This window comes from Corynebacterium sp. 74A (genome assembly GCF_008930665.1).
Lineage (GTDB): Bacteria > Actinomycetota > Actinomycetes > Mycobacteriales > Mycobacteriaceae > Corynebacterium > Corynebacterium megadyptis.
Genome location: NZ_PQMG01000005.1, coordinates 33,828 through 58,148 on the forward strand (window position 1 = coordinate 33,828; position 24,321 = coordinate 58,148).

Consider the following 24,321-nt stretch of genomic DNA (forward strand, 5'->3'; position numbering starts at 1 on the left):
GGACCATATCCATGGCACCGCAGTGTGTGGGGACTTTCTGCACCACCACTACCCGGCGGGTAGTGATGTGTCACACAGCCTACGCACATTCCCGCCGTGGCGCATATGACCCACGACACACCTGCGCGGACAGTGCCAGCATGTCACTGAAACCGTCCGCGCATTGCCTACAGCCACATCAGCCCTAGTAGCCGCGCTTAATCCACTCCTCCAAGTGGGGCGCCTCGCTACCAATGGTGGTGTGATCGCCGTGCCCGGTGCGCACGACCGTCTCGGCAGGCAGCTCCAGCACGGAGGTGCGCAGCGAGTGAATGATGGTGTCGAAGCTGCTGTAGCTACGGCCCGTGGCGCCCGGCCCGCCCTGGAAGAGGGTGTCGCCACTGAAGAGCTCTGCGGCCTCCGGCACGTAGAAGCAGCACGATCCCGGCGAGTGGCCGGGGGTGTTCAACACGCTCATCTCCGCGCCGCCGACGTCGAAAAGCATGTCCTCGCGCAGCGCCTCGTGGGCGATATCGGGGTGGGTCTGCTGCCACAGCATCTCATCACCGGGGTGCACATAGATCGGCGCATCCAGGCGGATGGACAGCTCTGGGGCCACGGTGATGTGGTCATTGTGGGCGTGGGTGCACAGGATGCCGCGGACGCGACGACCCGCGACGGCGTCGATAATCGGCTGGGCCTGGTGGGCAGCATCAATGATGTAGACCTCGGAGTCGTCTCCGACGATCCAGATATTGTTGTCGACATCCCATTCGCCCCCATCGAGGGCGAAGGTGCCGCTGGTTTCTACATGATCAACTCGGAACATAGTTAGATCACCACCACGCTACGCAGGACGTCTCCGGCCTTCATGGTGGCGAAGGCCTCTTCCACAGCTCCCAGCTCGATGCGCTCGGAGACGAACTTATCCAGCGGGAAACGCCCCTGGAGGTGCAGGTCCACGAAGGCGGGGAAGTCGCGCTCGGGCAGGCAATCGCCGTACCAGGCCGGCTTCAGGCTGCCGCCGCGGGAGTAGAAGTCAATGGCCGGGATGTCGATATGATCGCTCAGGTTCGGCACACCCACCATCACCATGCGTCCTGCATGATCGCGGGAATAGAAGGCTTGGCGCCAGGTGGGCATGATCCCCACGGCATCGATGGTCACATCTGCGCCGAAGCCATCGGTGATCTCGCGGACACGCTCGATCACCTGCTCCTCCGATAGCTCGGAGGAATTGATGGTGTGGGTGGCACCGAAATCGATGGCGGCATCCAGCTTGCGCTGGTCCACATCCACGGCGATCACGGTGCGGGCCTGGTTCACCACCGCCCCGGCGATGGCCGCCATGCCAACGCCGCCGCAGCCAAACACGGCCACGGACTCGCCGCGAGCAATATCGGCGGTATTGACCGCCGCGCCCAGTCCAGCCATCACGCCGCAGCCGAGCAACCCAGCCGCAGCCGGATCCTCCGCCGGATTCACCTTGGTGCACTGCTTTTCGTGCACCAGGGTTTTCTCCGCGAAGGCGCCGATACCCAGCGCGGGGCTGAGCGCGGTGCCATCCTCGAGAGTCATGGGCTGCGAGGCATTGTGGGTGCTAAAGCAATACTTGGGCTCGCCGCGCTTACAGGCACGGCATTCGCCACACACGGCACGCCAGTTGAGCACCACGAAGTCGCCCTCGGCAACGAAGGTGACATCCTCGCCCACCTGGGAGACCACGCCGGCCGCCTCGTGGCCGAGCAAGAAGGGGTAGGCGTCCTCGATATCGCCATCGCGATAGGCCAAATCGGTATGGCACACCCCGCAGGCCTTGATATCCACCACCACATCGGTGGGGCCAGGATCGGGGATAACTATCTGCGCTTTTTCTACGGGTGCGCCCTTTTCACGGGCGATGATTCCAGTAACGGTGGCTGTCATAAACGTGCCACTCCTTCAGGGTCATAGAGGGGTCATTGTGCAACCCTCCAGTGTACCCAGATTTTCAATCATTGCCGATAACGTTTTTCACTAGCGTTCGCGTGTTCCCGCTGCGTACCGCCTATGCCGGCGCGTCATCGACGCCCTGGCCATAGATACACCACCACCCACGAGCCCGGCCTGGGCGTCGTGGGTGGCTGGAGGTTGTTAGTGCTGGGGGCGGCCGCGGGAGCGGCGCGGCTCCCACGCCACCACCGCGGTGGAGCGGGGCACGTGCACGATCTCGCCGCGCTTGCGCCCGGCGTTGCGGCGCAATTCGTGCACCTCCCGCTCGAGCGCCGTGAGATCCTCGTTGAGCTCTTCATTAGCTTGGCGCAGGCGATCGTTCTCATGACTGAGTTCGATAATCGCCTTGATTCCGGCGAGATTCACGCCGTCTTCTTGGCTGAGCTTCTGAATTTTCCGGAGCAATTCGACGTCGCTGGGCGAATAGCGTCGCCCACCGCCGCGGGTGCGTTGCGGCGTCACCAACCCGATGCGGTCGTACGTGCGAAGCGTCTGGGCGTGCATGCCCGCCAGTTCCGCTGCCACGGAGATCACATAGACTTCCGTGTGCTCAGAGTGGTCGTTCTGTTGAGTCATGACGCTAGGAAGACACCTCCTCACTCACATCCGGTGGTTCGTGGAACGCCGCCGCGCGTCTGCGATGGTATTCCCTTGGGTGGACGCCCACCCAGCGCTGGCCGGGTGGGCGTAACGGGTTTAGTCCTGTCCGGCCCAGTCCTTCCGCGGGTCAAAGCCGGAGTCTTTCTCGGCCTGGGCGTAGCTGCGTAGCGCCGAGGTAGCGCCGGCATCGAGATGATCCGGGACCACCACCTCGACGGTGACCAGCAGATCGCCCTTGGTGCCATCACGCTTGGGCACTCCCCTGCCGCGCACCCGCAGGGTGCGGCCATTGGGGGTGTTTTCCCGTAAACGCACCGTGACGGGGCCGTCAAGGGTGGGCACTGTCACCGTGCTGTCCAAGACCGCCTCCGCGAAGGAGATCGGCACGGTCAGCTCGAGATCGTCGCCGGAGCGGGTGAATACCGGATCCGGGCGAACGTGGACGGTGACGAAGAGATCGCCCGAGGGCAATCCATTCGGCCCGGCCTCGCCCTGTCCGGCGAGGCGTACCCGCTGGCCGTCGATCACGCCCGCAGGCACCTTCACGGTGATCGAGCGGGTGCGGTTGACGGTGCCGGTGCCGCTACAAGCCGAGCAGGGATCGGTGATCTTAGTGCCGGAGCCATTGCAGTTGCTGCAAGGCTTAGAGAACCCGAAGGTACCCTTGCTCTCCGACTCATAGCCGGTGCCATTGCACACCCCGCAGGTGGCGGGCTTCGCCGAGGCGGAGCCCGAGCCGTGACACTTATTGCAGGGGGCATCGCCGGTGAGCCGGAGCGGGATAGTGGTGCCCTTGGTGGCTTCGCGGAAATCCAGAGTGATCTGGGTTTCTACGTCCGATCCTCGCGTCGGCCGAGTTGCGTGGCGAGCACCACCGCCGCGGTTGAAAATGCCACCGAAGATATCCCCCAGACCGCCTTCACTAGAAAAGCCTCCACTGGGTCCCCCGCCCGTCTGCCCGAAGAGGTCCGAGATGTCGAAGTCCTCCGTCGACGTCGAGCGAAACCCGCCGGGAAACCCGGCGCCTCCTCTCTGGCCGAAACCGCGACCGAATCCGCCCATGCCCGAGGAGAGCATGGCCTTCATCTCGTCATATTCTTTACGCTTCTGCTCATCGCCGATGACGTCATACGCCTCGGCGACTTTTTTGAAGCGGGTTTCCGCCTGGGTGTCACCTGGGTGGGTGTCGGGGTGGTTGTCTCGTGCCAGTTTCCGGTAGGCGCGCTTGATGTCGGCCTGGGAAGCGGACGAGGAGACCCCGAGGTCCGCGTAATAGTCTTTTTCTGCCCATTCACGCTGTGCCATGAGACGTACAGTCCCCTCCTTCCGCTACACGATATCGTGGGCTTTTTATTCTTGATCCTCTACTGGGTCGTCGATGATCACCATAGCGGCGCGCACGACTGTGTCCTTGTACTGGTAGCCGGGGCGCACCACGGTGCCGAGGGCCTTCTCTTCCCCGGTCGAGGCATCTTGGATGGCCTCGTGGATCTCGGGATTGAACTCGTCGCCGGTCTCGCCGAAGCGCTTGAGCCCCACACCGTTCACGGTGCTGCGGAGCTTCTCCGCAAAGGGCTTCAGGGGCCCCTGCTCGAGATCGCCATGCTGTTCAGCCATGTCGAGATCATCGAGGATGGGAAGCAATTCCTTGAGCACCTTCACCGTGGCGGTGGAGATCACGCCCTCGCGTTCCCGCTCGGTGCGCCGACGATAGTTGGCGTACTCGGCAGACACGCGCTTGAGATCCTCGGTGAGTTCCGCGATCTGTGCCGCGGCCGGATCCTCGGCCGCTGCCTCTTCCTCAGCCTCGGTGGCTTCGGCGTCGGCGAGCGCGGCCTCCTCATCGAGCAGTTCGTTGATCTCCTCGTCGAGGGGATCCACTACCTCCTCGTCGCCTGCTGCACTGGCCTCGGCGTCGGCCGCCGCTTCCGCAGCGGCGGCTTCGGCCTCGTTCGGAGAGTAGTTGGCCTCATCCGTGGCGTCGGGATCGCCCGGGTTATCGGGCATCTCGCCTGGGTGGGTCACTTCTTCTCATCCTCCTCGTCGACAACCTCAGCGTCGACAACATTGTCATCAGCGGCCGGATCGGCGCCCTCAGCCTGGGTAGCGCCCTGGGCAGCCTCGGCCTCGTAGAGGGCCTTGCCCATCTCTTGGGACTCCTTGGACAGGGTGTCCACGGCGTCCTTGATGGCATCGAGGTCATCGCCCTTCAGGGCCTCGTCCACACCGTTGGCGGCGTCTTCGACCTTCTTCTTGATGTCCTCGGAGACCTTCTCGGAGTTCTCCTCGAGGAACTTGCGGGTCTGGTACGCCATGGACTCTGCGGAGTTGCGCACCTCCTGCTCCTCGCGGCGCTTCTTATCCTCTTCGGCGTGGGTCTCAGCATCCTTGACCATGCGGTCGATGTCTTCCTGAGACAGGCTGGAGCCGTCCTGGATCTTGATGGTGTTTTCCTTGCCGGTGCCCTTGTCCTTCGCGGTCACGTGCACGATGCCGTTGGCGTCGATGTCGAAGGTGACCTCGATCTGCGGCACGCCACGCGGCGCCGGGGCAATGCCACCGAGCTCGAAGGAGCCGAGCAGCTTGTTGGCGGAGGCCATCTCGCGCTCACCCTGGAACACCTGGATCTGCACGGAGGGCTGGTTGTCCTCTGCGGTGGTGAAGGTCTCGGACTTCTTGGTCGGAATGGTGGTGTTGCGCTCGATGAGCTTGGTCATCACGCCACCCTTGGTCTCGATACCGAGGGAGAGCGGGGTGACGTCGAGCAGCAGCACGTCCTTGACCTCGCCGCGCAGCACACCGGCCTGCAGAGCAGCACCCATGGCCACAACCTCGTCCGGGTTCACGCCCTTGTTCGGCTCCTTGCCGGAGAGCTCCTTGACCATCTCGGAGACGGCCGGCATACGGGTGGAGCCACCAACGAGCACCACGTGGTCGATATCGGAGACGGAGATCTCTGCGTCCTTGACTACCTGGTTGAAGGGAGCCTTGGTGCGGTCCAGCAGATCCTGGGTGATGCGCTGGAACTCGGTGCGGGTGAGGGTCTCGTCCAAGAAGAGCGGGTTCTTCTCGGAGTCCACGGTGATATAGGGCAGGTTGATGGATGCCTGCTGCGAAGAAGACAGCTCAATCTTGGCCTTCTCGGCAGCCTCACGCAGACGCTGCAGAGCCATCTTGTCCTTGGTCAGGTCGATACCGTGGGAGCTCTTGAACTTCTCAGCCAACCAGTCCACGATGCGCTGATCCCAGTCATCGCCGCCCAGCTCGTTGTCGCCAGCGGTGGCCATAACCTCGACCACGCCATCGCCGATCTCCAGCAGGGAGACGTCGAAGGTGCCGCCACCGAGGTCGAAGACCAGAATGGTCTGCTCCTTGTCGCCCTTCTCCAGGCCATAGGCCAGAGCAGCGGCGGTGGGCTCGTTCACGATGCGCAGCACGTTCAGGCCTGCGATCTGACCGGCCTCCTTGGTGGCTTGGCGCTGTGCGTCCTCGAAGTAAGCGGGAACGGTGATCACGGCGTCGGTGACATCATCGCCCAAGTAAGACTCAGCGTCGCGCTTGAGCTTCATCAGCGTGCGAGCGGAGATCTCCTGTGGGGTGTACTTCTTATCGTCGACCTCAACGGTCCAGTCGCTGCCCATGTGGCGCTTGACGGAGCGCACGGTGCGATCGACGTTGGTGACGGCCTGGTTCTTCGCGGACTGACCGACCAGAACCTCACCGTTCTTTGCGAATGCGACCACCGAAGGGGTGGTTCGGGAGCCTTCGGAGTTAGCGATAACGGTTGCCTCGCCACCCTCAAGCACGGATACGACCGAGTTGGTGGTACCCAAGTCAATGCCTACTGCACGTCCCATAGTTGTGTTGTCCTCCTGTGTACGTTTGTGCCCGCCCACTCGGACGGAGCTCGTTTGTATTCATCGAGTTGAGCATTACTCACTCAATGTCTGCGACTACGCTAACAAACTCTCGCCATAATCGCCAACCTTCTTGAGTGAAGCTAACTCAACTTTTCACCTCATACAACGGCACATCCCACAGAGTTGTTCCCGATTCGCTCAACTTTTTTATATTCCCAGCTCACACGGGGTAGGAAGAGACACAAGCGGCGCCCGCGGAGAGCAACACTGTGCTATCCGGGGCGCCGCGAGAACGTACGAGAAAGCGCAGGATTAAAAGCGCGGGATTAGGAGACGGCCACCAGTGCGGAGGCGCCCTGCGAGAGCAGCTCGCAGGCCACCGCAGCGCCCAGCGCGCGGGCCTGCTCCTTGTTCTCGGCCGCGCCGCTGGCGCTGTGCACCAGCTGGGCGCTGCCGTCGAGCGCAAAAGCACCGGCGGTAAGACTCAGCTGCCCCTGGCTGAACTCAGCATGGGCGGCCACCGGTGCGGTGCAGCCAGCTTCCAAGGTGGCCAGTACGGCACGCTCGGCGGCGGCACAGAGCTCGGTCGAGGTATCTGCCAGGGCCCGGATCGCCTCGACGGCGTGGGTATCCTCGGCCCGGCATTCGATAGCGAGGGCGCCTTGGGCGGGGGCGGGCATCAGGCGGGTGGCGTCGAAAAGCTCCGTGGCGCGGTCGAGCTGCCCGACGCGAGTCAGCCCCGCTGCCGCCAGCACTACGGCGTCGAGCTCTCCATGCAGCACCTTGCCCATACGGGTGTCGATATTGCCGCGCAGGGGCCGGATATTCAGATCGGGGCGCAGCGCCCGCAGCTGGGCGATACGTCGCGGCGCGGAGGTGCCCACGGTGGCGTTCTCGGGGAGTTCATCGAGGGTGAGCCCATCGCGGGCGATGAGGGCTTCACGGCGATCCTCACGGGCCGGGGTGACGAGCACGAAACGATCATCGGGGGCGGTGGGCAGATCCTTGAAGGAGTGCACCGCCAGATCACATTCGCCGCGGGCCATGGCCTCGCGCAGCGCCTGGGTGAATACGCCGACGCCGATGCGCTCCACCGGCGACATGTTCTTATCACCTGGGGTGGTGATGATAGTTAATTCGGCGTCGTGGCCGAGCTCGGCCAGTGCATCACGCACATGGCCGGTTTGTGTAGTGGCAAGTTGAGATCCGCGAGTACCAATCCGAAACATGCCCATTAAGACTACTCGCCGACGCTCAGCGAGGAGGGGTAGGTCTCCGCTACGGACTCGGCCCGCACCGGCATATGCCCCATATTTCCGGGCAGCTCATCCATCGCCACAGCAATGGAGCGCCCCGGCACCGGATCCTGCAGCCCGAAAAGCTCCTGAATCACAGTTTCATAGGTGACGGTGCCCGAGCGGGCTGCCAGCTGCTTCACCCGCACGGTGGGCTGATGCAGCAGCTTATCGACGATGCGTCGCACGGTGCGATTGACCTCATTGCGGTCAGCATCCTCCATGCCTGGGGTGCGCCGCATGAGCTGCCCCATCTCAGCCTCCACCAGCTCAGCAGCGTGCTTGCGCAGCGCCGAGACAGCGGGTGCCACCTCGCGCACGCGCTGCTGGGAGGTGAACTGCTCAAGGGCATCGCGCACAATGCGCAGCGACTCGGCGTGCACCTGCGAGGTCTCGCCATCGGCGTACTCGTGCAGCTTCTCGATATTGATCAGGTGGCAGCCAGTGCGCTCCTCGATCGCATCGTCCAGGTCGCGCGGGAGGGAGAGATCCACGGCCACTAGGCCAGGATGATCGGCGGGGATATCGCTGGCGTTGATGGTGAAGCCATCGGCACCGGTGGCAGAGACCACCATGGACACCTCGTTGAGCACTGAGGTGCGATCCTCATACTGAATCGCCTGGGCGTTCACCCCTGCCTCGAGGGCGTGCGCCACGAGATTCTGCGCCCGCTCGTAGGTGCGGTTGCTCACGATGAGGCGCTCTACCCCCATACGGCCCACGTGAGTGGAGGCTAGGGAGGCCATTGCCCCCGCGCCAAGCACAAGAACGCTAACCCCCTTCAGGGGGAGGTCCTCCTCTTCGCGGCCCATCTCGGCGATGGCCTGCTGCAGGGCGAAGGAGACCATGGATGCTCCCGCCTCATCAATGGCGGTCTCGGTGTGGACTCGCTTGCCGGTGTGCAGGGCTGTCTGGGTGAGAGAGTGCAGCGCTGGGCCGGCAGTGGCTGATTTCGAGGCGAGCTGGTAGGCGTGACGCACCTGGCCGATGATCTGCTGCTCTCCCACCACCATGGAATCCAGTCCGGCGGTGACCATGAGCATGTGCTCGGCGGCGGCGTCGGCATAGCGCACATAGAGCTTGGCGCGCAGCGTATCGATGTCTACCCCGCTGTATTCGTGCAGGACATCCACCACTTCGTGGACGCCGGCGTGAAAGGAGGAGGTGACACAGTACACCTCTACCCGGTTGCAGGTAGAGACAATGAGGGCCTCGGTGAGCGAGGGTCGGGTAATCAGAGTAGACGCAACGCGAATCGCTGCGTCATCATCCATGCTGAGCTGTTCAAGCAACGACACAGGTGCCGACCGGTGGGACATTCCCACAACTAGCACGCTCATTGAAATAGCTCACCGCTTCCTCATCAGTCACATTAAAGGCTGATAAGAACGCTAGTCTGCTTTCACCTTCAAGCCAACAAAGTGTTGGCTAACTCGTCGCTGTCTACTTCCCAACACGCGAACTCCTCATCGTCTACCACAACCACCGGCACACGGTCGCCAAACTCCATGGCGAGCTCGGGGTCCTCGTCCACATCCCGCACCTGCCATGCCGCGCCGGCGACGCGCACAATGGGCTCGATTTGCTTGGCGACGCGCACACAGGATCCACAACCGGCACGGACCATAAGTTCAACGCTGTGGGTGGACATAGAGAATCAGTGCCTCCATCCTCGGAGTGATTATTAAGACGGCGAGCTGCGCCCTAACCTTATACGATGGCAAGGGTCCCACTTTCGGGCGCGCCTATCAGCTCTAGCCCCTACCCGGAAAGCCACTGAACAATCGCCGTGAACTCCAATAACGTTCCCCTCGGCCCCTTCGATGGGCCTAACTCGCCCTCGGAATTTCTGGCGGCGTGGTCCACCTCGCGCGGGAACCTGCGCCACTTCTTTGAAGATCGTGCCCTCCCGCCGATTGATGAGCAATCCCAGCGTGCCGCCGGCGAGGCCGCGGTGGCCGAGGTCTTTGGCCTCGACCCCGCCGACTTTGACTCGGGCATGACCAGCGTCTCCGGCGCCTTTGAGGCAGCATCCGCTCGGTCGGTCACAACCCCGGATCCGGAGATCCCGCAGGACCATACGGCGGCCGCCTTTTTCGACGTGGACAACACCCTGATCCAGGGCGCCTCCATCATCGTGCTCGCCATGGGACTGGCGAGGAAGAAGTATTTTAAATTCTCCGAGATCGCACCGGTGGCCTATAAGCAGTTGAAGTTCCGCCTCAGCGGCTCGGAGAACGCCAATGATGTGGCCGAGGGTCGCCAGCAGGCATTGGAGTTTATTAAGGGCCGCGATGTCAATGAGCTCGTAGAGCTCTGCGAGGACATCGTAGAGACCCACATGTCGGAGAAGATCTGGCCCGGCACCAAGGAGCTCGCTGAGATGCACCTCAACGCCGGCCAGCAGGTGTGGCTGGTCTCCGCCACTCCCGTGCAGCTGGCGCAGATCTTGGCGCGCCAATTCGGCTTCACGGGAGCCTTAGGCACCGTGGCCGAGGTCAAGGACGGCAAGTTCACTGGCCGCCTCGTGGGTGATATCTTGCACGGCTCTGGCAAGCGCCACGCGGTGGCCGCGCTCGCCGCCGTGGAGCAGCTCGACTTGCAGCGCTGCACGGCCTATTCCGATTCCATTAATGATCTGCCCATGCTGTCCATGGTGGGCACTGCAGTGGCCGTGAACCCCGACGCCAAACTCCGCAAGACTGCCCTCCAGCGCGGCTGGGAAGTGCGCGACTACCGCAATGTGCGCAAGGCCGTGCGCAAGTTTGGCCTGCCCGCCATCATCACCGCCGCGTTCTCCACCGGTGCCTGGCGCTACTTGGGCAAGTCCAAGAAAAAGAGCTAGGCAGCGCCCAGAGAATAAAAAACACACCGCCGAGCGGTAGATCTTCTCTACTGCGGCGGTGTGTGAGCAGGCCCTAGAGTGATGCAAAGGGCCGCGCGCATGCGGCTTACTTGCCGAGCTTACGACGCTGAACGCGGGTACGGCGCAGCATCTTGCGGTGCTTCTTCTTGGACATGCGCTTGCGGCGCTTCTTAATAACAGAACCCATAGGGCATCCTCACTTACTTAAGATCGTTGTGCGTATATATACATAGTGTGCGCATCTGCGACGGCCGTGCAGCAGCAGGCCGCTGCCGAGGCGGACGGACATCGTCGGACGCACCGCCCGGCAAGAGAGTGCCGCCACCCCCGTAGTGGGAGTGGGTGTGATGCCACACGAATGCTAGCAATCATACCTAGAGGGTGAGCGAGGATAAAATTCCCCCTCGCTACACCCTGCAGAGCACCCTAGCGCGATAACCAGCCCGCACATGTGCGCCCTAGTCTATCGACTGTGGCGCGGGAGCGTGTTTTAGCCGGCGTCGTAGAACGACGCCTCGAGGTACTCATTCACGGCCTTCTCATGAACTCGGAAAGAGCGCCCCACCCGCACGGCGGGCAGCTCGCTGGAGTGAATGAGTCGATACACCGTCATCTTGGATACGCGCATGATGTCAGCGACTTCTGCGACGGTCAAGAAGGTGCCATTGTCCTCGTGTGCCATAGTGTTAAACCCTTCATAACGCGAACGCGCTGCAGGCTTCCCCTCCTGCAGATGGAGACACGATCGTGTTCGAGAACAGCTTAGCGTTAATGTTGTTACGAATGCGAGCTGGTGGGATGGAGTTTATCTCAGCTGTCACATGAGTCAGGTGGGAAAATACATGCACGTGAGTTGCATCGCCTCACCCTTTCTCTACCGGATTCCTCATTTGCCCAGTTGAAACCCCGTGTTCCGATCTCAGGGGCGGCTCGCGGGGCCTCTCCCACCATTGACCGCCGCCACTATCAGCGGCACGTGAGGCGACCCCACAAAAAAGAAGCACCCCACCCATCGGCGGGGTGAAGTGCTACTTAAGGGTTTGTTGCGAACCGGTTTAGGACAGCTCTGCGGAACGCTTCGCGCAGGCTTCCATCGCCCGATAAAACGCGCCCCGGAATCCGGATTCCTCGAGGGAACGGATGGCAGCGGCAGTGGTGCCGGCCGGGGAGGAGACGGAGGCACGCAGCTCCACAGGAGATTTGCTGCCTTCCTTGAGCATGGCGGCTGCGCCATCGATGGCGTTCACGGCCAGCTGCTCCGCAAGCTCCCGCTTCAGGCCCAGCTGCACCCCGGCGTCGGTCATGGCCTCGGCCATGAGGAACACATAGGCCGGGGAGGATCCGGACATCGCCGTCACCACGTCAATATCCGACTCACGCACCCGCACCACCTCGCCCACGGCGGACAAGAGCTCGGCGACGGTGTCCATCTCGACATCGCCGGCGAAACGCCCCGCCGCCATGGCGGAGACGCCCTTGCCTACGAACATGGGCGTATTGGGCATCACGCGGACCAGCGGCGTGCCGGCGGAGACCACCTCCTCCATGGCTGCCAGGGAGATGCCTGCGGCCATGGACACCACGATCGCGTCCTCGGTGTTCTCATTGAGAGAATCGGAGATTTCCTCGAGCACATCCACGATCATGTAGGGCTTGACCGCCAAGAACACCACGTCCACGCCCTCAACGGCCTGGTAGTTATCGACGTAGTCGTTGATCTCGAAGCGCTCCGCAAGTTCGCGTCCGCGCTCCTCACGGCGGTTGGACACGTTGATATCCTGCGGGCGGATACCACCGGCAATGAGCCCAGAAATGAGGGCCTCACCGATGTTTCCGCCACCAATCACTGCAATCTTGGTCATATCACCACTGTGCCAGATGTAGCTGGCAGCGCAAGAAAGAACCCCCGCCGGATTATCTCCATAGCGGGGGGTGTTTCCTAGCCGGTGGCGGTTAGAGCCCGGCGATGAGCGAGGGGCCAAAGGTGAGAACCAGTCCGACCACCGCGGCAAGCAGCATGGTGAGCTTGTCGCGGTCGGTGCGCATCGCGTGCACGATACCGACGATGCCGCCGGTTACGGCCAGCGCCAGCACGCCGGTGATGAGGCCGCTGAAGTTGGCCCACAGCAATTCGAAGCCCTTGAAGATCGCGATACCAATCACCACAGCCACCACGGTCATACCGATGATGGCGGGGATGGACACCGAGCGCTCGGATTCTTCCTCCGCAGCCGCCTCGGGGGTCTCGGCGGCTTGCGCGTCGGGGTGCATGGCCGGCTGGCTCGGCTCGGCTATATAGGGGGCCACGCGCTGCTTCTGCTCGCCGGTGTGCTCATCGCGGACCGCCTCGAGGGTGGCGGTCGGCGGCTCATCGCTGCGGCTGCCCTCGGATTCCGGCGAACGCTCGATGGATTCCACCGGCTCCGGCGCGGTCTCGGGCTGCGGTGCAGCGGCTCCTGGCTGCTCCGCTGCCGCGGACGCCTGCGCAGGGCTCACGGCCTTGAAGGTATCGGTGGTCAGACGCGGCTCTTCGCCCTCGTGGACCACGTCGAGCACCATGGTCTCGTCCTTGTCCTTCGGCGCAGTACCGCGCGACACGCGGTTGAGCTTCGGACTAAAGCCCTCGGGTTTCTGCTTCTCGACCGGGGCGCTCGCAGGCTTATCGACGCTCTCCTGCTGCTGCGCAGCCGGCTGCTCCGGAGCAGGCGTCGCTGCCTCGGGGGAGGGTTCGGCCGTGCGGGCGGTGTTTTCCGCGTCGATCGGCTGAGACGTGTGTTTGGGCTGCTCGGGGGTTTTATCTACCTTCGGGATCGAACCGGTGAGCTCGGCAACGGACACACCGCCCTCTTCGAGGCTGCGGCGGCGCCGGCGACGCTTACGCGGAGCCTGATCGCCGTTCTCCTTGGATGCGCGGGCTAAGAGCTCTGCGACTGTCAGCTGTTGGTCGCTCATACTCGCTTCCTTTCCTAGTCCAATCCCTTATCAATTCGTCTAAGGATAACCCCTTCACGCAGCGCCCATGGGCAAATCTCGATTTTTTCGAGTCCTAGGGCGCGCATGCTTGCCTCTGCAACGAGGGCGCCGGCGACGATTTGATGGGAACGGTCCGAGCTTACTCCTTCGAGCTCCGCTCGGTCACTAGCTGTCATGCGGGAAATAAATGCGATCAGCTGGCGCAAGCCCGGCGCGGTGAGGGTGCGCTTGACGCGCGGCCCCGCCGAGGAGGGTGCAGCACCGGTGAGACGAGCCAAGGTGCGGAACGTTTTGCTCGTGCCCACAGCCAGATCGGCGTGGCCACAGTTCTTCAACTGCTGAGCGGGTTCCGCAAGTTCGGCGTCGATGTAATCGCGAAGAATATTGATCTTCTTTCGCGAGGGCGGATCCGTGTCGAACCACTTATGAGTGAGCCGGCCCGCACCGAGATCAAGCGAGAATGCTTTCTCCGGATGCTCGTCGGTACCGGTGGAGAGCTCGAGGGAGCCACCGCCAATATCAAGATTGATGATGCGGCCGGCAGACCAGCCGTACCAGCGTCGTACCGCAAGGAAGGTCAATACTGCTTCCTCTTCGCCGGTGAGAACCTCGAGCTTGATGCCCGCTTCTTTCTCAACGCGATCCAGAACCTTCTTTTGGTTCGTGGCGGAACGCACCGCAGAGGTGGCGAAAGCCATCACCTCATCACACCGTAGTGTGTCGGCGAGATCTCTCGCCTCTGCCACATTCTTGATCAGCTTCGACTGTCCCTTGTCATTGAGGGCGCCGTCTGCGTCCAGGAATTCCACGAGTTTCATCGTGGTCTTCCAATCGCTCATGGGGGTGGGATGTCCACCCGAGCGCGCATCGACTGCCACCAAATGGACAGTGTTGCTGCCAACGTCCAATACACCTAATCGCACAACTTTAGGGTAGCGGGTCTAAGTTGGAAAAGTGTGAACACCCCGCATGAGACGTCGACATTTCTTGGCTTTCCCGCGACATCCCCCGCCGGCCGATCCATTCGCGCGGGCCGCGAATTGCCCCCTGACTTTCCGCGGCAATGGCTGGAATTTCACAATCCTGAGGACCCGAATCACCTGTTCAGCGTGGACATCACGTGGCTGACTTCCCGCTGGCGCTGCCATTTCGGTCAGCCCGAATGCCTCGGGGTTGACGAAAACAACCGAGTAGTGGGCTGTTGCAATCATGGGGCTTTTCTCACAGACGAGTCCGATCAGGATCTGCTCTACAATTCCGTGGCCGAGATGCCCGCGCATTTTTGGCAGCTACGCCCCACGGAGGTCGATGACTACATCGCCGCCGCCGATGCCACCGAGATCGAGCCCTGGTTGGAATGGGATGAGCTAGAAAACGAGGACGGGGAGATGGAGCCGGCGCTGAAGACGAAGCTTGTCGACGGCGCCTGCATCTTTGCCAACCGCAACGGACACGGCACGGGCCCCGGTTGTGCTCTTCACCAATATGCGGTGGCCAGCGGCCAGGACATCACCGAGATCAAGCCGGAGGTGTGTTGGCTGGTGCCTTTGCGCCGCGAAGAGGAATGGACCGTGCGCGCCGATGGTGCCGATATTTTGAAAACCACCATTTCCGAGTATGAGCGGCGAGCATGGGGAAATGGTGGCGAGGACTTCGATTGGTGGTGCACCTCCGCCCCCTCCTGCCACACCAGCGAGATACCGATGTGGCAAAGCTATGAGACGGAGCTGCGGAAGGTGATGGGCGATGCCGCCTATGAGCGTCTCGTGGAGCTGATCACCCAGGTAGCAGGATCGTCGCTGCAGCACCCAGCCACGGTGGCGGCGAGTGAGCGTCGATAAGCGCCTCAGGCCTCGAACTTATACCCGAGGCCGCGGACGGTCACGAGATATTGGGGCCGGGAGGGCTGCTCCTCGATCTTGGAGCGCAAACGCTTGACATGCACGTCAAGGGTTTTGGTATCGCCCACATAGTCCGCGCCCCACACTCGGTCGATGAGCTGGGAGCGGGTGAGCACGCGGCCCGAATTGCGCAGCAGGTACTCGAGCAGATCGAATTCCTTCAAGGGCAAGGCGATCTCTTCGCCGTCGACGGTGACGGTATGGGATTCCACGTCCATACACACCCGGCCGCCCTTGAGCACCTGCTCGTCGAACTCCTCCTCCACCGCACGTTCCTTGCTGCGGCGCAGCACCGCGCGAATACGGGCGATGAGCTCCCGAGAAGAATAAGGCTTGGTCACATAGTCATCGGCGCCGAGCTCGAGGCCCACAACCTTATCGATTTCCGAGTCACGGGCGGTGACCATTATCACCGGCACCTGGGAGCTTTGGCGAATCTGCTTACACACATCGGTGCCGGACATTCCAGGAAGCATAAGGTCCAGCAGGACGATATCGATGTCTTTCTTATGAAACTCCACCAGCGCCGAGGGGCCATCGACGGCGGTACTTACCTCGAAGCCCTCCTTCGCCAGCAGAAATGCCAGCGGTTCCGCTAGGGATTCCTCGTCCTCAACAATCAGAATTCGCGTCATGGTTAGTCTGTGCCATCCTTCCGCCTGCTGGCTTCATTGCGCATACCCACATGCGGGGATGCGCTCGTAATTCCCACACGATCCATCAAGCTTTCCTGCCGCGCAGCCGGATGCTTCTCGGCATTGCGGTGCCCACGTCCCCCGCCGAGGGGGCGGAGGGCGCGTCTGGCACGCTTCGGCGCCGCGACCGAGGTATCGGCGGGAAGTTCTGGGGCCTCAGACGTCAGCGGCTGAGCCTCATTCGCTTCTTGAACATCGAAGACGGGAAGCTCAAGGGTGAACGTCGAGCCAATATTGGGCTGTGACCACAGTTTAATCGATCCACCGTGGTTTGCGGTGACATGTTTAACAATCGCTAGTCCCAAACCGGTACCTCCCGTCTGGCGCGACCGCGCCTTATCCACGCGGAAGAAACGCTCGAACACGCGCTGCTGATCTTCCTCCGAAATACCAATGCCGCGATCAGTCACCCGCACCTGCACGGTCTTCTCTCCGCTGGGGGAATGCACTACCTTTTGGGAGATGGTCACGGGAGTGGACTCCGGCGAATAGTTGATGGCGTTGATAATCAGATTGGTAATAGCGGTGATCAACAGCGTACTATCGCCGCGCACCTGCACCCCGGAGGGCGTATCGCGAATGATCTCTATGCCGGCGGTCTCGGCCGTCAACTTATTGCGACTAACCGCCTCGTCAATCACCTCATCCACCGAGACCGGCTTCATCGCGGGCAGCTTCTCTGCGCCCTGCAGCTTCGACAAAGCGATCAGCTCATTAATCAACGAGGACATGCGGTGCGCCTCGTTGAGCAGCCGCTCGCCGAAGTGCATCACGGACTCGGGATCATCCGCCGAGTTCAGCAGCACCTCCGCCAACAGGGCCATACCCCCCACCGGGGTTTTGAGCTCATGAGAGACATTGGCCACGAAATCGCGGCGCGCCGATTCCATGCGCACATGCTCTGACTCATCGGTGGAATAAACCACGACGAAGCGCTCATCCGTGAGCGTCAGCGGCGCCACCGTGGCATCCACCGCGGAGACGCGGCTGGCGAGCCGGCGGGGCAACTCTAGCGAGACCACCCGGGAGTCTTGATCGGCGAATACCTCTAGCGCGGAGGCCCAGATCTGCTTGTTCACGCTGTGCTCGTGCACAATGCCCATATCGTGTGCGGGCATATTAGAGAGCACAACCGAGCCACTTCGATCGATCACCGCCACACCCGTCGGCGATCCCTGCACCGTCAGGTGCAGTACCTGGGAGATCGTGGTGATGCGGTTATCCGTGATCGTTTCGGCCTCGCGGCGTCGCTGCGCCCAGCGCCGCAGAAAACGCGCAAGCGGCATCATCACGAGAGCCCCCATGGCTCCCACGATGATTCCGACTAAGAACATGTCTCTGGCTTTCTCTCGCCGACGCCGCCGACCAAGCCGGCGGCATGGATAACTCACTGACACCGACCGGAGTAACGGGCCGGCCGTGGTATCACTGCGAATAATGTGATGGTTCTGTGTCCCACCCAAGCACAGTTTGGGCGATGCCGCTACGCGAGCACACCCGTGGGTGTCGCACGCACCGCCTAGGCCTGCTCAGCACACGGAAAAGCCCGCAGTGCGCACGGGACGCACTGCGGGCCTCTTCACTCACCGCGTTATAGGCATACAGCACAGTGAGCTCACTGTGAGCGTGACAGGTTATTTGCCACCCTGGGCAGCCACGGCGGCGGCACCGGCAGCAGCAGCCTCCGGATCCAGGTAGGTGCCACCTGGGTTGAGCACCGTGCCATCGGCATCGAGCTCGTAGACCAGCGGGATACCGGTGGGGATATTCAGCCCAGCGATCTCCTCATCGGAGATCTTGTCCAGGTGCTTGACCAGGGCGCGGAGGGAGTTACCGTGCGCGGCGAGCAGGACGGTCTTGCCTTCCTTGGCCTTCGGCAGGATCTCTTCCTCGAAGTAGGGCACGAAGCGCTCGACGACGTCCTTCAGGCACTCCGTCTTCGGCACGGCGGGCAGATCAGCGTAGCGCGGATCCCCGGCCTGGGAGAACTCGGAATCATCGTCCAGCTCCGGCGGCGGGGTGTCATAAGAACGACGCCATGCCATGAACTGCTCGTCACCGTACTTGTCCTTGGTCTCAGCCTTGTTCAGGCCCTGCAGCGCACCGTAGTGGCGCTCGTTGAGACGCCAATCGCGGACTACTGGGATCCAGTGGCGGTCAGCGGCGTTGAGGGCGATATTGGCGGTGTTGATCGCGCGACGCAGCAGCGAGGTGTAGAGCAGATCCGGCAGAACACCCTGCTCCTTGAGCAGCTGTCCACCGCGCTGCGCCTCTTCGCGGCCCTTATCGGTGAGATTGACATCCATCCAGCCGGTGAACTGGTTGGATGCGTTCCATTCACTCTGGCCATGGCGGAGAAGAATTAGCTTTCCAGTCATAACCACCATTGTGCCACGCTCAGGCATCATCGTCTCGCCCTCAGGCTATTGAGTGCCCCACATTCACACATCTCGCTGTGGACTCCGCGAGGCGCGGGACCACCGGCTAGCCATGCGCCTTGCGCGGCGCACACTGATCCACTGGGGAGTTCAACGCCTCGGAATACACGGTCAGTAGCCGCTCCGCCGAGGCCGCCCAGGAGAAGTTCAGGGCATGCTCACGCGCATTCTCTCCCATCTGGATGCGGGTGACATCGTCGCTGACCATCGCGGTGAGGGCCGCTGCCCATTCCGCTACTTCGTGACTATCGGTGAGCAGCCCCGTCTCCCCGTGCCGCACCGCAATCGGCAGACCACCCACGCGGGCCGCCACCACCGGGGTGCCCGTGGCCTGGGCCTCCATCGCTACCAGCCCGAAGGACTCGTTATAGCTCGGCACCGCCACCACATCCGCGGCCTGAAACACCGCGACCAGCTCGGAGGGCGGGCGTGGCTCGAGAAAACGCACCACCCGACCAATCCCCAGGCTATCGGCCAGGCGGTAGTACTCCTCGCCGGTGGCATTCGGCCCCGAGGCCCCGCCGCACACCACCACGCGCACATTCAGCTCCGGATCGCGCTCGAGCATCTGGGCCACAGCCTGCAGCAGAATGTGCGGGCCCTTGAAGCGTTGCAGCCTGCCCACAAAGGCAATCACCTTGGCATTAAAAGGCAATCCCAGTTCCCGGCGCGCCCGCTCGGTGGCTCGATCATTGCCCGGCGTAAATAGCTGCGTGTCCGCCCCCGGATACACGATCTCAATTTTGTCCCGCTCGGCGTCATAGTAGGAGACGAGGTTGTCCTCTTCCTCGAGGGTATTGACCACCAGCTTGTCGGCGTTATCCACGATCTGCTGCTCGCAGATGCGCCGCGCCTCGGATTCCTCGGTGTCATCGGCGCTGCGGTGTGCATTCTTCACCGCGGCGAGGGTGTGCGCCGTGTGGACCAGCGGCACCTCCCAGAGATCCCGAAGCAGCCAGCCCACCTGCCCCGAGAGCCAATAGTGCGAATGAATGAGGTCATAGGAGAGCTTGTGGCAGCGCACAAAAGCCAACATTCCGCCGGCAAAGGCCGCGAGCTGCATCGGCAATTGCTCTTTAGCAAGGCCCTCATAGGGGCCGGCGACGATGTTGATTACTCGAATCCGCGGGCCAACCTGGACGATCTCGCCCTGGCTCGGCCGGTGGGCACGGGTGAAGATATCAACTTCCATGCCTTGATCCGCGAGCGCTTGGGCCGTGGCCAGCACGTAGACGTTCATGCCGCCGGCATCGCCCTGCCCAGGCTGCTGCAACGGAGAGGTATGCATGGAAATCATCGCGATACGCATAGCTGTTTATTCTAGAGCGCTCCTGCCCAGAGCGGACGGGCCCCAGTCGCCGCCAGTCGGCCAGGCCACATGTGCTCTTTTTCACGTCCCCGAGCCACAGCTCCCTACTCTGCGGCAACGGCGCTCTCAGCAGCCAGAATCGCGGCCGCTGTTCGTGTCTGGCCGTCGTGGGCAGGCAGGACAGCGACTGAACGACATTCAGCGGCGCTGCGGACATGCTGCTCATGACACAATTTCTCGCCTACGGCACCCACCAGCGACAATTGCCTTGACACTGCGGCATCGAGTGCAGCAGTAGGTCCTCATGTGCGCCGCACATAACCCCACAGTTAAGATTTAGATAAGAACGGGCGATGGGCCTCGGCGCAAAAACATGAGGAATTCATCGTTATACTGTTGGCAAACTGACCCTTACACGCCCCAGAAAAGACGTCCGGATCCTCATACGCTTCGACGCCACGCTGATCGAAAGGCGAGTTCATCTCCACCATGACCGACAATCCTGAAAACACCACCACACCGGAACCCGGTTCAAAGCCGTGGCTGAAGTATTACGCCGAGTGGACTCCCCACGCCTTGGACTATGGCGAGACCACCCTGCTGGATGTCTACGACAATAACCTCCAGATCAATGGTGGCCGCCCCGCCACCTACTTCTTTGGTAAGTCACTGACCTTCAGCCAGTTCGACACCCAGGTTCGGGCCTGCGCCGCTGGTCTGCGCGCCCTCGGCGTGCGTCCGGGTGACTGCGTCGGCATCATGCTGCCGAACTGTCCGCAGCATCTCATCGCCTTCTACGCGGTACTCAAGCTCGGCGCCACCGTGGTGGAGCACAATCCGCTCTACACCTCGCACGAGCTGGAGCCGCCCTTCGCTGATCATGGCGCCCGAGTGGCAATCTGCTGGGATAAGTCGGCCCATGTGCTGGAATCGCTGCGGGCCTCCACGTCGCTGGAGACGATCGTCTCGGTGAACATGATCAACGCCATGCCGATGGTCAAGCGCGTGGCGTTGCGCGTCCCGCTGCCCTCGCTCATCAAGACCCGCAAGAAGCTCTCCGAGCCGGCACGCAACTCGATTCCGTGGGAGACCCTGCTGGATCCTGTGATCGGCGGCGATGGCGCCGACATCACATCCTGCCCGGACGTCACCCGCGACACCGTGGCCTTGATTCTCTACACCTCGGGCACCACGGGCCGCCCCAAGGGGGCGCAGCTCACCCACGGCAATCTCTTCTCTAACCTGCTGATGGGCAAGCACTGGGTGGAGGGCCTCGGCGATCGCGAGGAGCGCATGCTCGCCGCCCTGCCGATGTTCCACGCCTATGGCATGACGATGGTCGCCACCCTCTCCTTCTTCGTGGGCGCCCAGGTGCTGCTGCTGCCCTCCCCGGATCTCAAGCTGATCATGGAGGTAGTGAAGAAGAAGAAGCCCACCTGGCTGCCGGGTGTTCCCACTCTCTATGAGCGGATCGTGGAGGCCTCGCAGGAAACCGGTATCGATATCAGCTGCTTCCGCAACGCCTTCTCTGGCGCCTCCACCCTGCCCGTGTCTGTGGTCCAGGGCTGGGAGGAACACACCAATGGCCGTCTCGTCGAGGGTTATGGGCTGACCGAGTGCTCGCCGATTCTCATCGGTAATCCGATGACCAGCGACCGCCGTCCCGGCTATGTGGGCATCCCCTTCCCCGACACCGAAATTCGCATCGCCAACCCCGATAACTTGGATGAGACGCAGCCCTATGGTGTCGAGGGCGAGGTGCTGGCGCGTGGCCCCCAAATCTTCCCCGGCTATCTGAAAAACCAAGAGGCCACCGACGCCTCCTTCCACAATGGCTGGTTCCGCACCGGCGACGTGGGACTCATGGAAGAAGACGGCTTCGTCAAGCTCGTTTCTCGTTTGAAGGAGATGATCATCACCGGCGGGTTCAACGTCTACCCGGCGGAAGTCGAGGACGTGCTCCAGAAGCACCCGGATATCACCGACTGCACCGTGGTGGGCATGCCCCGCGGCGACGGTTCTGAGACGGTCACCGCCGCCATCACTCTCTCTGCGGGAGCCACCCTGGATCCGGAGTCCCTCAAGAGCTTCTGCCGCGAGAACCTCACCCGCTACAAGGTGCCCCGCGTGTTCTACCACTTCGAAGAACTCCCCCGCGACCAGCTGGGCAAGATCCGCCGCCGCGACGTGCAGCAGCTCCTCGTCGAGCGCTACGGCAGCGAAAACGAGTATTAGTCCCCACCCGGACACATAACTAGAGCCCGCCCCACAGTATGGGGCGGGCTCTTCTTTTCGGGCCTCACGCGAGGCCGCTGGGCGGCTCGCGCGGAGGGCGATCTGGCCTACTTCCGCACGAGGTGAACCACCGCATTATCGCCGCCGCTGCAGGTGAAACCATCAGCCTTCTGCGGCACGCACTTCATCTCGTACTCCTTATTCGTCACCGGCGAGGTGGCGCGAATCGTGAACACATCGGTGGCATTGGCGTGGGGCACCATCTCCTTGGCCACAGCCTTCGCAAAGGGCTTCGTGGTCACGGAGCTACCGGTGTAGTACTCGAAGGTGTTCGTCGAGCCCGCATAAGTGCCATTGGGGCGGAAATGATCCCGCGGCTCAGTCGTGGTGGAGGGCGATGAGCTCTCAGACGATGAGGGGGAGGAGGACGAACTCGAGCTGCTGGTCTCCGCAGGGGTGCTTTCCTCCTCGGTCACCGTCTCCACCACGGTTTCCACCACGGATTCCTCCTCAGAGCTGCTCCCGACCGCTTGGGTAGGGGTATCGTCCCCGCCACCGCCGCTGAGCACCCGGGCGAGCACCATGGCAGCGCCGACGACACACAGACACAGCACGATCACGCCCGCGATAATGGCGGCGGTCTTTCCCCCGGATTTCTTCGGCTGCTGCTGCGGCTGCTGCTGCGGGGGTGTGTGCTGCGGTGGTGGGCCATAATTCTGCGGCTGACCATAGCCAGCGGCCGCGCCGGCGGGGGCGGCGAAATCCGCATCAGGCGAGTAGGGCTGCTGAATAGGCTGCATGTTCTGAGTGGGCGGATCCGTCTGCCCCTGCCCCGCTTGCCACTGGGGCTCATTGGGGTCGCGGAAAGGGCCGGACTGGTTGCCGGGGTTGCCAGTATTCGTCATCGATGCTCACTCACTTCTTGTGTCACGGCCGTACACGCCGCGTCGTAGATTGTCGGGGCTTGTTCGCCATTCTAAGGTTCCACCCAGACAATAGGGGTGGTTCCGCCTTAATCGAGGCTCACGCCCACCCAGATCGGTTCCGGTTCGAGAGTCACCCCGAGGCGCTCGCGCACCCCGTCACGCACCTCGCGGGCCAGTGCCACTAGGTCCGCCGAGGTGGCCGCACCACGATTGGTCAGCGCCAGGGTGTGCTTCGTCGACAGCCGCGCAGGCGCGTCCGGGCCGGGGTGGCCGCGGTGGAAGCCGGCACGCTCAATTAGCCAGGCCGCGGAAAGCTTGGCCCGCCCCTCGCCACTGGGGAATACCGGCATCGCGGCGGCCTCCTCCTCACCCACGAGCGCCGCCACATTGGCGCGTACCGTGTCCACATCGGCAGCGTCGATGATGGGGTTGGTAAAGAAGGATCCGGCGGAGTAGGTGTCGGGGTCGGCGTCGTCAAGCACCATGCCCTTGCCGCGTCGCAGCGCGAGCACAGCCTCACGCACGGTGGCGGCGGCGCGACGCGGGGTGTCTTCCTCCGCAGATACCCCGAGTTCGCGGGCGAGCTGCCCGAAGCGCAGCGGCGCCGACAGGCCATCAGTGCGGAGCTGGAATTCTACGGCCAGCACGAGGCCGCGCTGGGTGAACTTCAGGTTGGAGTAGCGATAGGACATCTCGAGGGCACTGGCGTCTACCCACTGCTCGGTGTCGGTGCTGCGGTCGTAGAGGTACACGCGGGTGAGCACATCGGCGATCTCCACGCCATAGGCGCCCACATTTTGCACCGGCGTAGCCCCGGCCGAGCCGGGGATGCCGGACAAGCACTCGATGCCGCCCAAGCCGGCCTCGACGCTGGCGGCGACCACATCGTCCCATACCGCGCCGGCCTCGGCCTGCAGCAGGCCGCTGTCGGCGTCCACCGTGATCGCGCGAAAATTTAAGACCAGGGCCACCAACTCGAGGGGGCCGTCTGCCACCACGAGGTTGGAGCCGCCGCCGATGGGCAGCACGGGCACGCTGGCGGCGTCGCACAGCCGGATTGCCTCTATCGCGGCCGCGGGAGTATCCGCCACGGCGGTGAGGCGCGGCTGCCCGCCGAGTCGGAGCGTGGTGAGATCCGCTAACGCTATGTCTTGGAGCGAAAGGCCCTCACACGCAGCAAGTTTCGATGCCAACTGGGAGTAATTAGGGGTGAAAGTCGAGTCGTCCACCCTTCTAACGGTAGTCTTATTGC

23 protein-coding genes are annotated in these 24,321 nt (G+C 62.7%); 3 read left to right on the forward strand and 20 right to left on the reverse strand.

The features are described 5' to 3' along the window. Nucleotides 1–184: 184 nt before the first annotated feature. The 9 genes from GBB11_RS08170 to GBB11_RS08210 form a co-directional block, all read right to left on the reverse strand. A complete protein-coding gene (locus GBB11_RS08170; protein ID WP_151549572.1) occupies nucleotides 185–808 on the reverse strand; it encodes an MBL fold metallo-hydrolase in 624 nt (207 codons plus the stop codon). A gap of 2 nt (nucleotides 809–810) precedes the next feature. Beyond that, entirely contained in the window at nucleotides 811–1,905 is a 1,095-nt protein-coding gene (locus GBB11_RS08175; RefSeq protein ID WP_151549573.1) for an S-(hydroxymethyl)mycothiol dehydrogenase, read from the reverse strand. Nucleotides 1,906–2,112: 207 nt separating this feature from the next. Further along, nucleotides 2,113–2,547 (reverse strand): heat shock protein transcriptional repressor HspR, encoded by a 435-nt coding sequence (locus GBB11_RS08180; RefSeq protein ID WP_151549574.1) that lies wholly within the window; start codon nucleotides 2,545–2,547, stop codon nucleotides 2,113–2,115. Nucleotides 2,548–2,667: 120 nt separating this feature from the next. Then, entirely contained in the window at nucleotides 2,668–3,876 is a 1,209-nt protein-coding gene (gene dnaJ, locus GBB11_RS08185; protein ID WP_151529283.1) for a molecular chaperone DnaJ, read from the reverse strand. Nucleotides 3,877–3,921: 45 nt separating this feature from the next. Next, nucleotides 3,922–4,596, reverse strand: coding sequence for a nucleotide exchange factor GrpE (grpE, locus tag GBB11_RS08190; protein WP_151550470.1), 675 nt, complete (start codon nucleotides 4,594–4,596; stop codon nucleotides 3,922–3,924). Beyond that, entirely contained in the window at nucleotides 4,593–6,428 is a 1,836-nt protein-coding gene (gene dnaK, locus GBB11_RS08195; RefSeq protein ID WP_151549576.1) for a molecular chaperone DnaK, read from the reverse strand. Before dnaK ends, grpE begins: the two co-directional genes overlap by 4 nt. 329 nt (nucleotides 6,429–6,757) lie before the next feature. Beyond that, nucleotides 6,758–7,660 carry a hydroxymethylbilane synthase gene (gene hemC / locus GBB11_RS08200; RefSeq protein WP_151549577.1) on the reverse strand — a complete coding sequence of 301 codons (903 nt, stop codon included), beginning with the start codon at nucleotides 7,658–7,660 and terminating at the stop codon, nucleotides 6,758–6,760. Between the two features lie 11 nt (nucleotides 7,661–7,671). Beyond that, entirely contained in the window at nucleotides 7,672–9,066 is a 1,395-nt protein-coding gene (locus GBB11_RS08205) for a glutamyl-tRNA reductase (protein WP_151549578.1), read from the reverse strand. 68 nt (nucleotides 9,067–9,134) lie between these two features. Next, entirely contained in the window at nucleotides 9,135–9,377 is a 243-nt protein-coding gene (locus GBB11_RS08210; RefSeq protein WP_151549579.1) for a glutaredoxin family protein, read from the reverse strand. Between the two features lie 138 nt (nucleotides 9,378–9,515). Between GBB11_RS08210 and GBB11_RS08215 the strand changes: the two genes are divergently transcribed. Then, entirely contained in the window at nucleotides 9,516–10,571 is a 1,056-nt protein-coding gene (locus GBB11_RS08215; protein ID WP_151549580.1) for an HAD family phosphatase, read from the forward strand. Between the two features lie 106 nt (nucleotides 10,572–10,677). Here GBB11_RS08215 and GBB11_RS08220 read toward each other — a convergent pair whose 3' ends face one another. From GBB11_RS08220 to GBB11_RS08240, 5 genes are all read right to left on the reverse strand, one after another. Continuing rightward, the gene (locus GBB11_RS08220; RefSeq protein ID WP_003855542.1) at nucleotides 10,678–10,779 is read right to left on the reverse strand and encodes a 30S ribosomal protein bS22; all 102 of its coding nucleotides are present in this window, start codon (nucleotides 10,777–10,779) and stop codon (nucleotides 10,678–10,680) included. Between the two features lie 303 nt (nucleotides 10,780–11,082). After that, nucleotides 11,083–11,274, reverse strand: a complete 192-nt coding sequence (locus tag GBB11_RS08225; protein WP_018019464.1) for a helix-turn-helix domain-containing protein — start codon at nucleotides 11,272–11,274, stop codon at nucleotides 11,083–11,085. 373 nt (nucleotides 11,275–11,647) lie between these two features. Continuing rightward, entirely contained in the window at nucleotides 11,648–12,454 is an 807-nt protein-coding gene (gene proC, locus GBB11_RS08230; RefSeq protein ID WP_151549581.1) for a pyrroline-5-carboxylate reductase, read from the reverse strand. Between the two features lie 91 nt (nucleotides 12,455–12,545). Beyond that, entirely contained in the window at nucleotides 12,546–13,544 is a 999-nt protein-coding gene (locus GBB11_RS08235) for a hypothetical protein (protein WP_151549582.1), read from the reverse strand. A gap of 14 nt (nucleotides 13,545–13,558) precedes the next feature. Then, on the reverse strand, nucleotides 13,559–14,488 hold the full coding sequence (locus GBB11_RS08240) for a Ppx/GppA phosphatase family protein (RefSeq protein ID WP_151549583.1): 930 nt from the start codon (nucleotides 14,486–14,488) through the stop codon (nucleotides 13,559–13,561). Between the two features lie 33 nt (nucleotides 14,489–14,521). Here GBB11_RS08240 and GBB11_RS08245 point away from each other — a divergent pair, with 33 nt between their 5' ends. After that, nucleotides 14,522–15,406, forward strand: coding sequence for a hypothetical protein (locus GBB11_RS08245; protein ID WP_151549584.1), 885 nt, complete (start codon nucleotides 14,522–14,524; stop codon nucleotides 15,404–15,406). 5 nt (nucleotides 15,407–15,411) lie between these two features. Here the strand turns inward: GBB11_RS08245 and GBB11_RS08250 are convergent, their stop codons facing one another. The 4 genes from GBB11_RS08250 to mshA form a co-directional block, all read right to left on the reverse strand. After that, nucleotides 15,412–16,101 (reverse strand): response regulator transcription factor, encoded by a 690-nt coding sequence (locus tag GBB11_RS08250; RefSeq protein ID WP_151549585.1) that lies wholly within the window; start codon nucleotides 16,099–16,101, stop codon nucleotides 15,412–15,414. 2 nt (nucleotides 16,102–16,103) lie between these two features. After that, on the reverse strand, nucleotides 16,104–17,495 hold the full coding sequence (locus GBB11_RS08255) for an ATP-binding protein (RefSeq protein WP_151549586.1): 1,392 nt from the start codon (nucleotides 17,493–17,495) through the stop codon (nucleotides 16,104–16,106). 300 nt (nucleotides 17,496–17,795) lie between these two features. Continuing rightward, the gene (locus GBB11_RS08260; RefSeq protein WP_370513269.1) at nucleotides 17,796–18,539 is read right to left on the reverse strand and encodes a phosphoglyceromutase; all 744 of its coding nucleotides are present in this window, start codon (nucleotides 18,537–18,539) and stop codon (nucleotides 17,796–17,798) included. A gap of 106 nt (nucleotides 18,540–18,645) precedes the next feature. After that, nucleotides 18,646–19,908: a D-inositol-3-phosphate glycosyltransferase gene (mshA, locus tag GBB11_RS08265; protein ID WP_151549588.1), complete on the reverse strand. Its 1,263-nt coding sequence runs from the start codon at nucleotides 19,906–19,908 to the stop codon at nucleotides 18,646–18,648. A 489-nt stretch (nucleotides 19,909–20,397) separates the two neighbouring features. Between mshA and GBB11_RS08270 the strand changes: the two genes are divergently transcribed. Further along, on the forward strand, nucleotides 20,398–22,143 hold the full coding sequence (locus GBB11_RS08270; RefSeq protein ID WP_151549589.1) for a long-chain-fatty-acid--CoA ligase: 1,746 nt from the start codon (nucleotides 20,398–20,400) through the stop codon (nucleotides 22,141–22,143). Nucleotides 22,144–22,250: 107 nt separating this feature from the next. Here the strand turns inward: GBB11_RS08270 and GBB11_RS08275 are convergent, their stop codons facing one another. Next, nucleotides 22,251–23,048, reverse strand: a complete 798-nt coding sequence (locus GBB11_RS08275) for a hypothetical protein (protein WP_151549590.1) — start codon at nucleotides 23,046–23,048, stop codon at nucleotides 22,251–22,253. Nucleotides 23,049–23,155: 107 nt separating this feature from the next. Next, nucleotides 23,156–24,298 carry a UDP-N-acetylmuramate dehydrogenase gene (locus GBB11_RS08280; RefSeq protein ID WP_151549591.1) on the reverse strand — a complete coding sequence of 381 codons (1,143 nt, stop codon included), beginning with the start codon at nucleotides 24,296–24,298 and terminating at the stop codon, nucleotides 23,156–23,158. Nucleotides 24,299–24,321 lie beyond the last annotated feature (23 nt).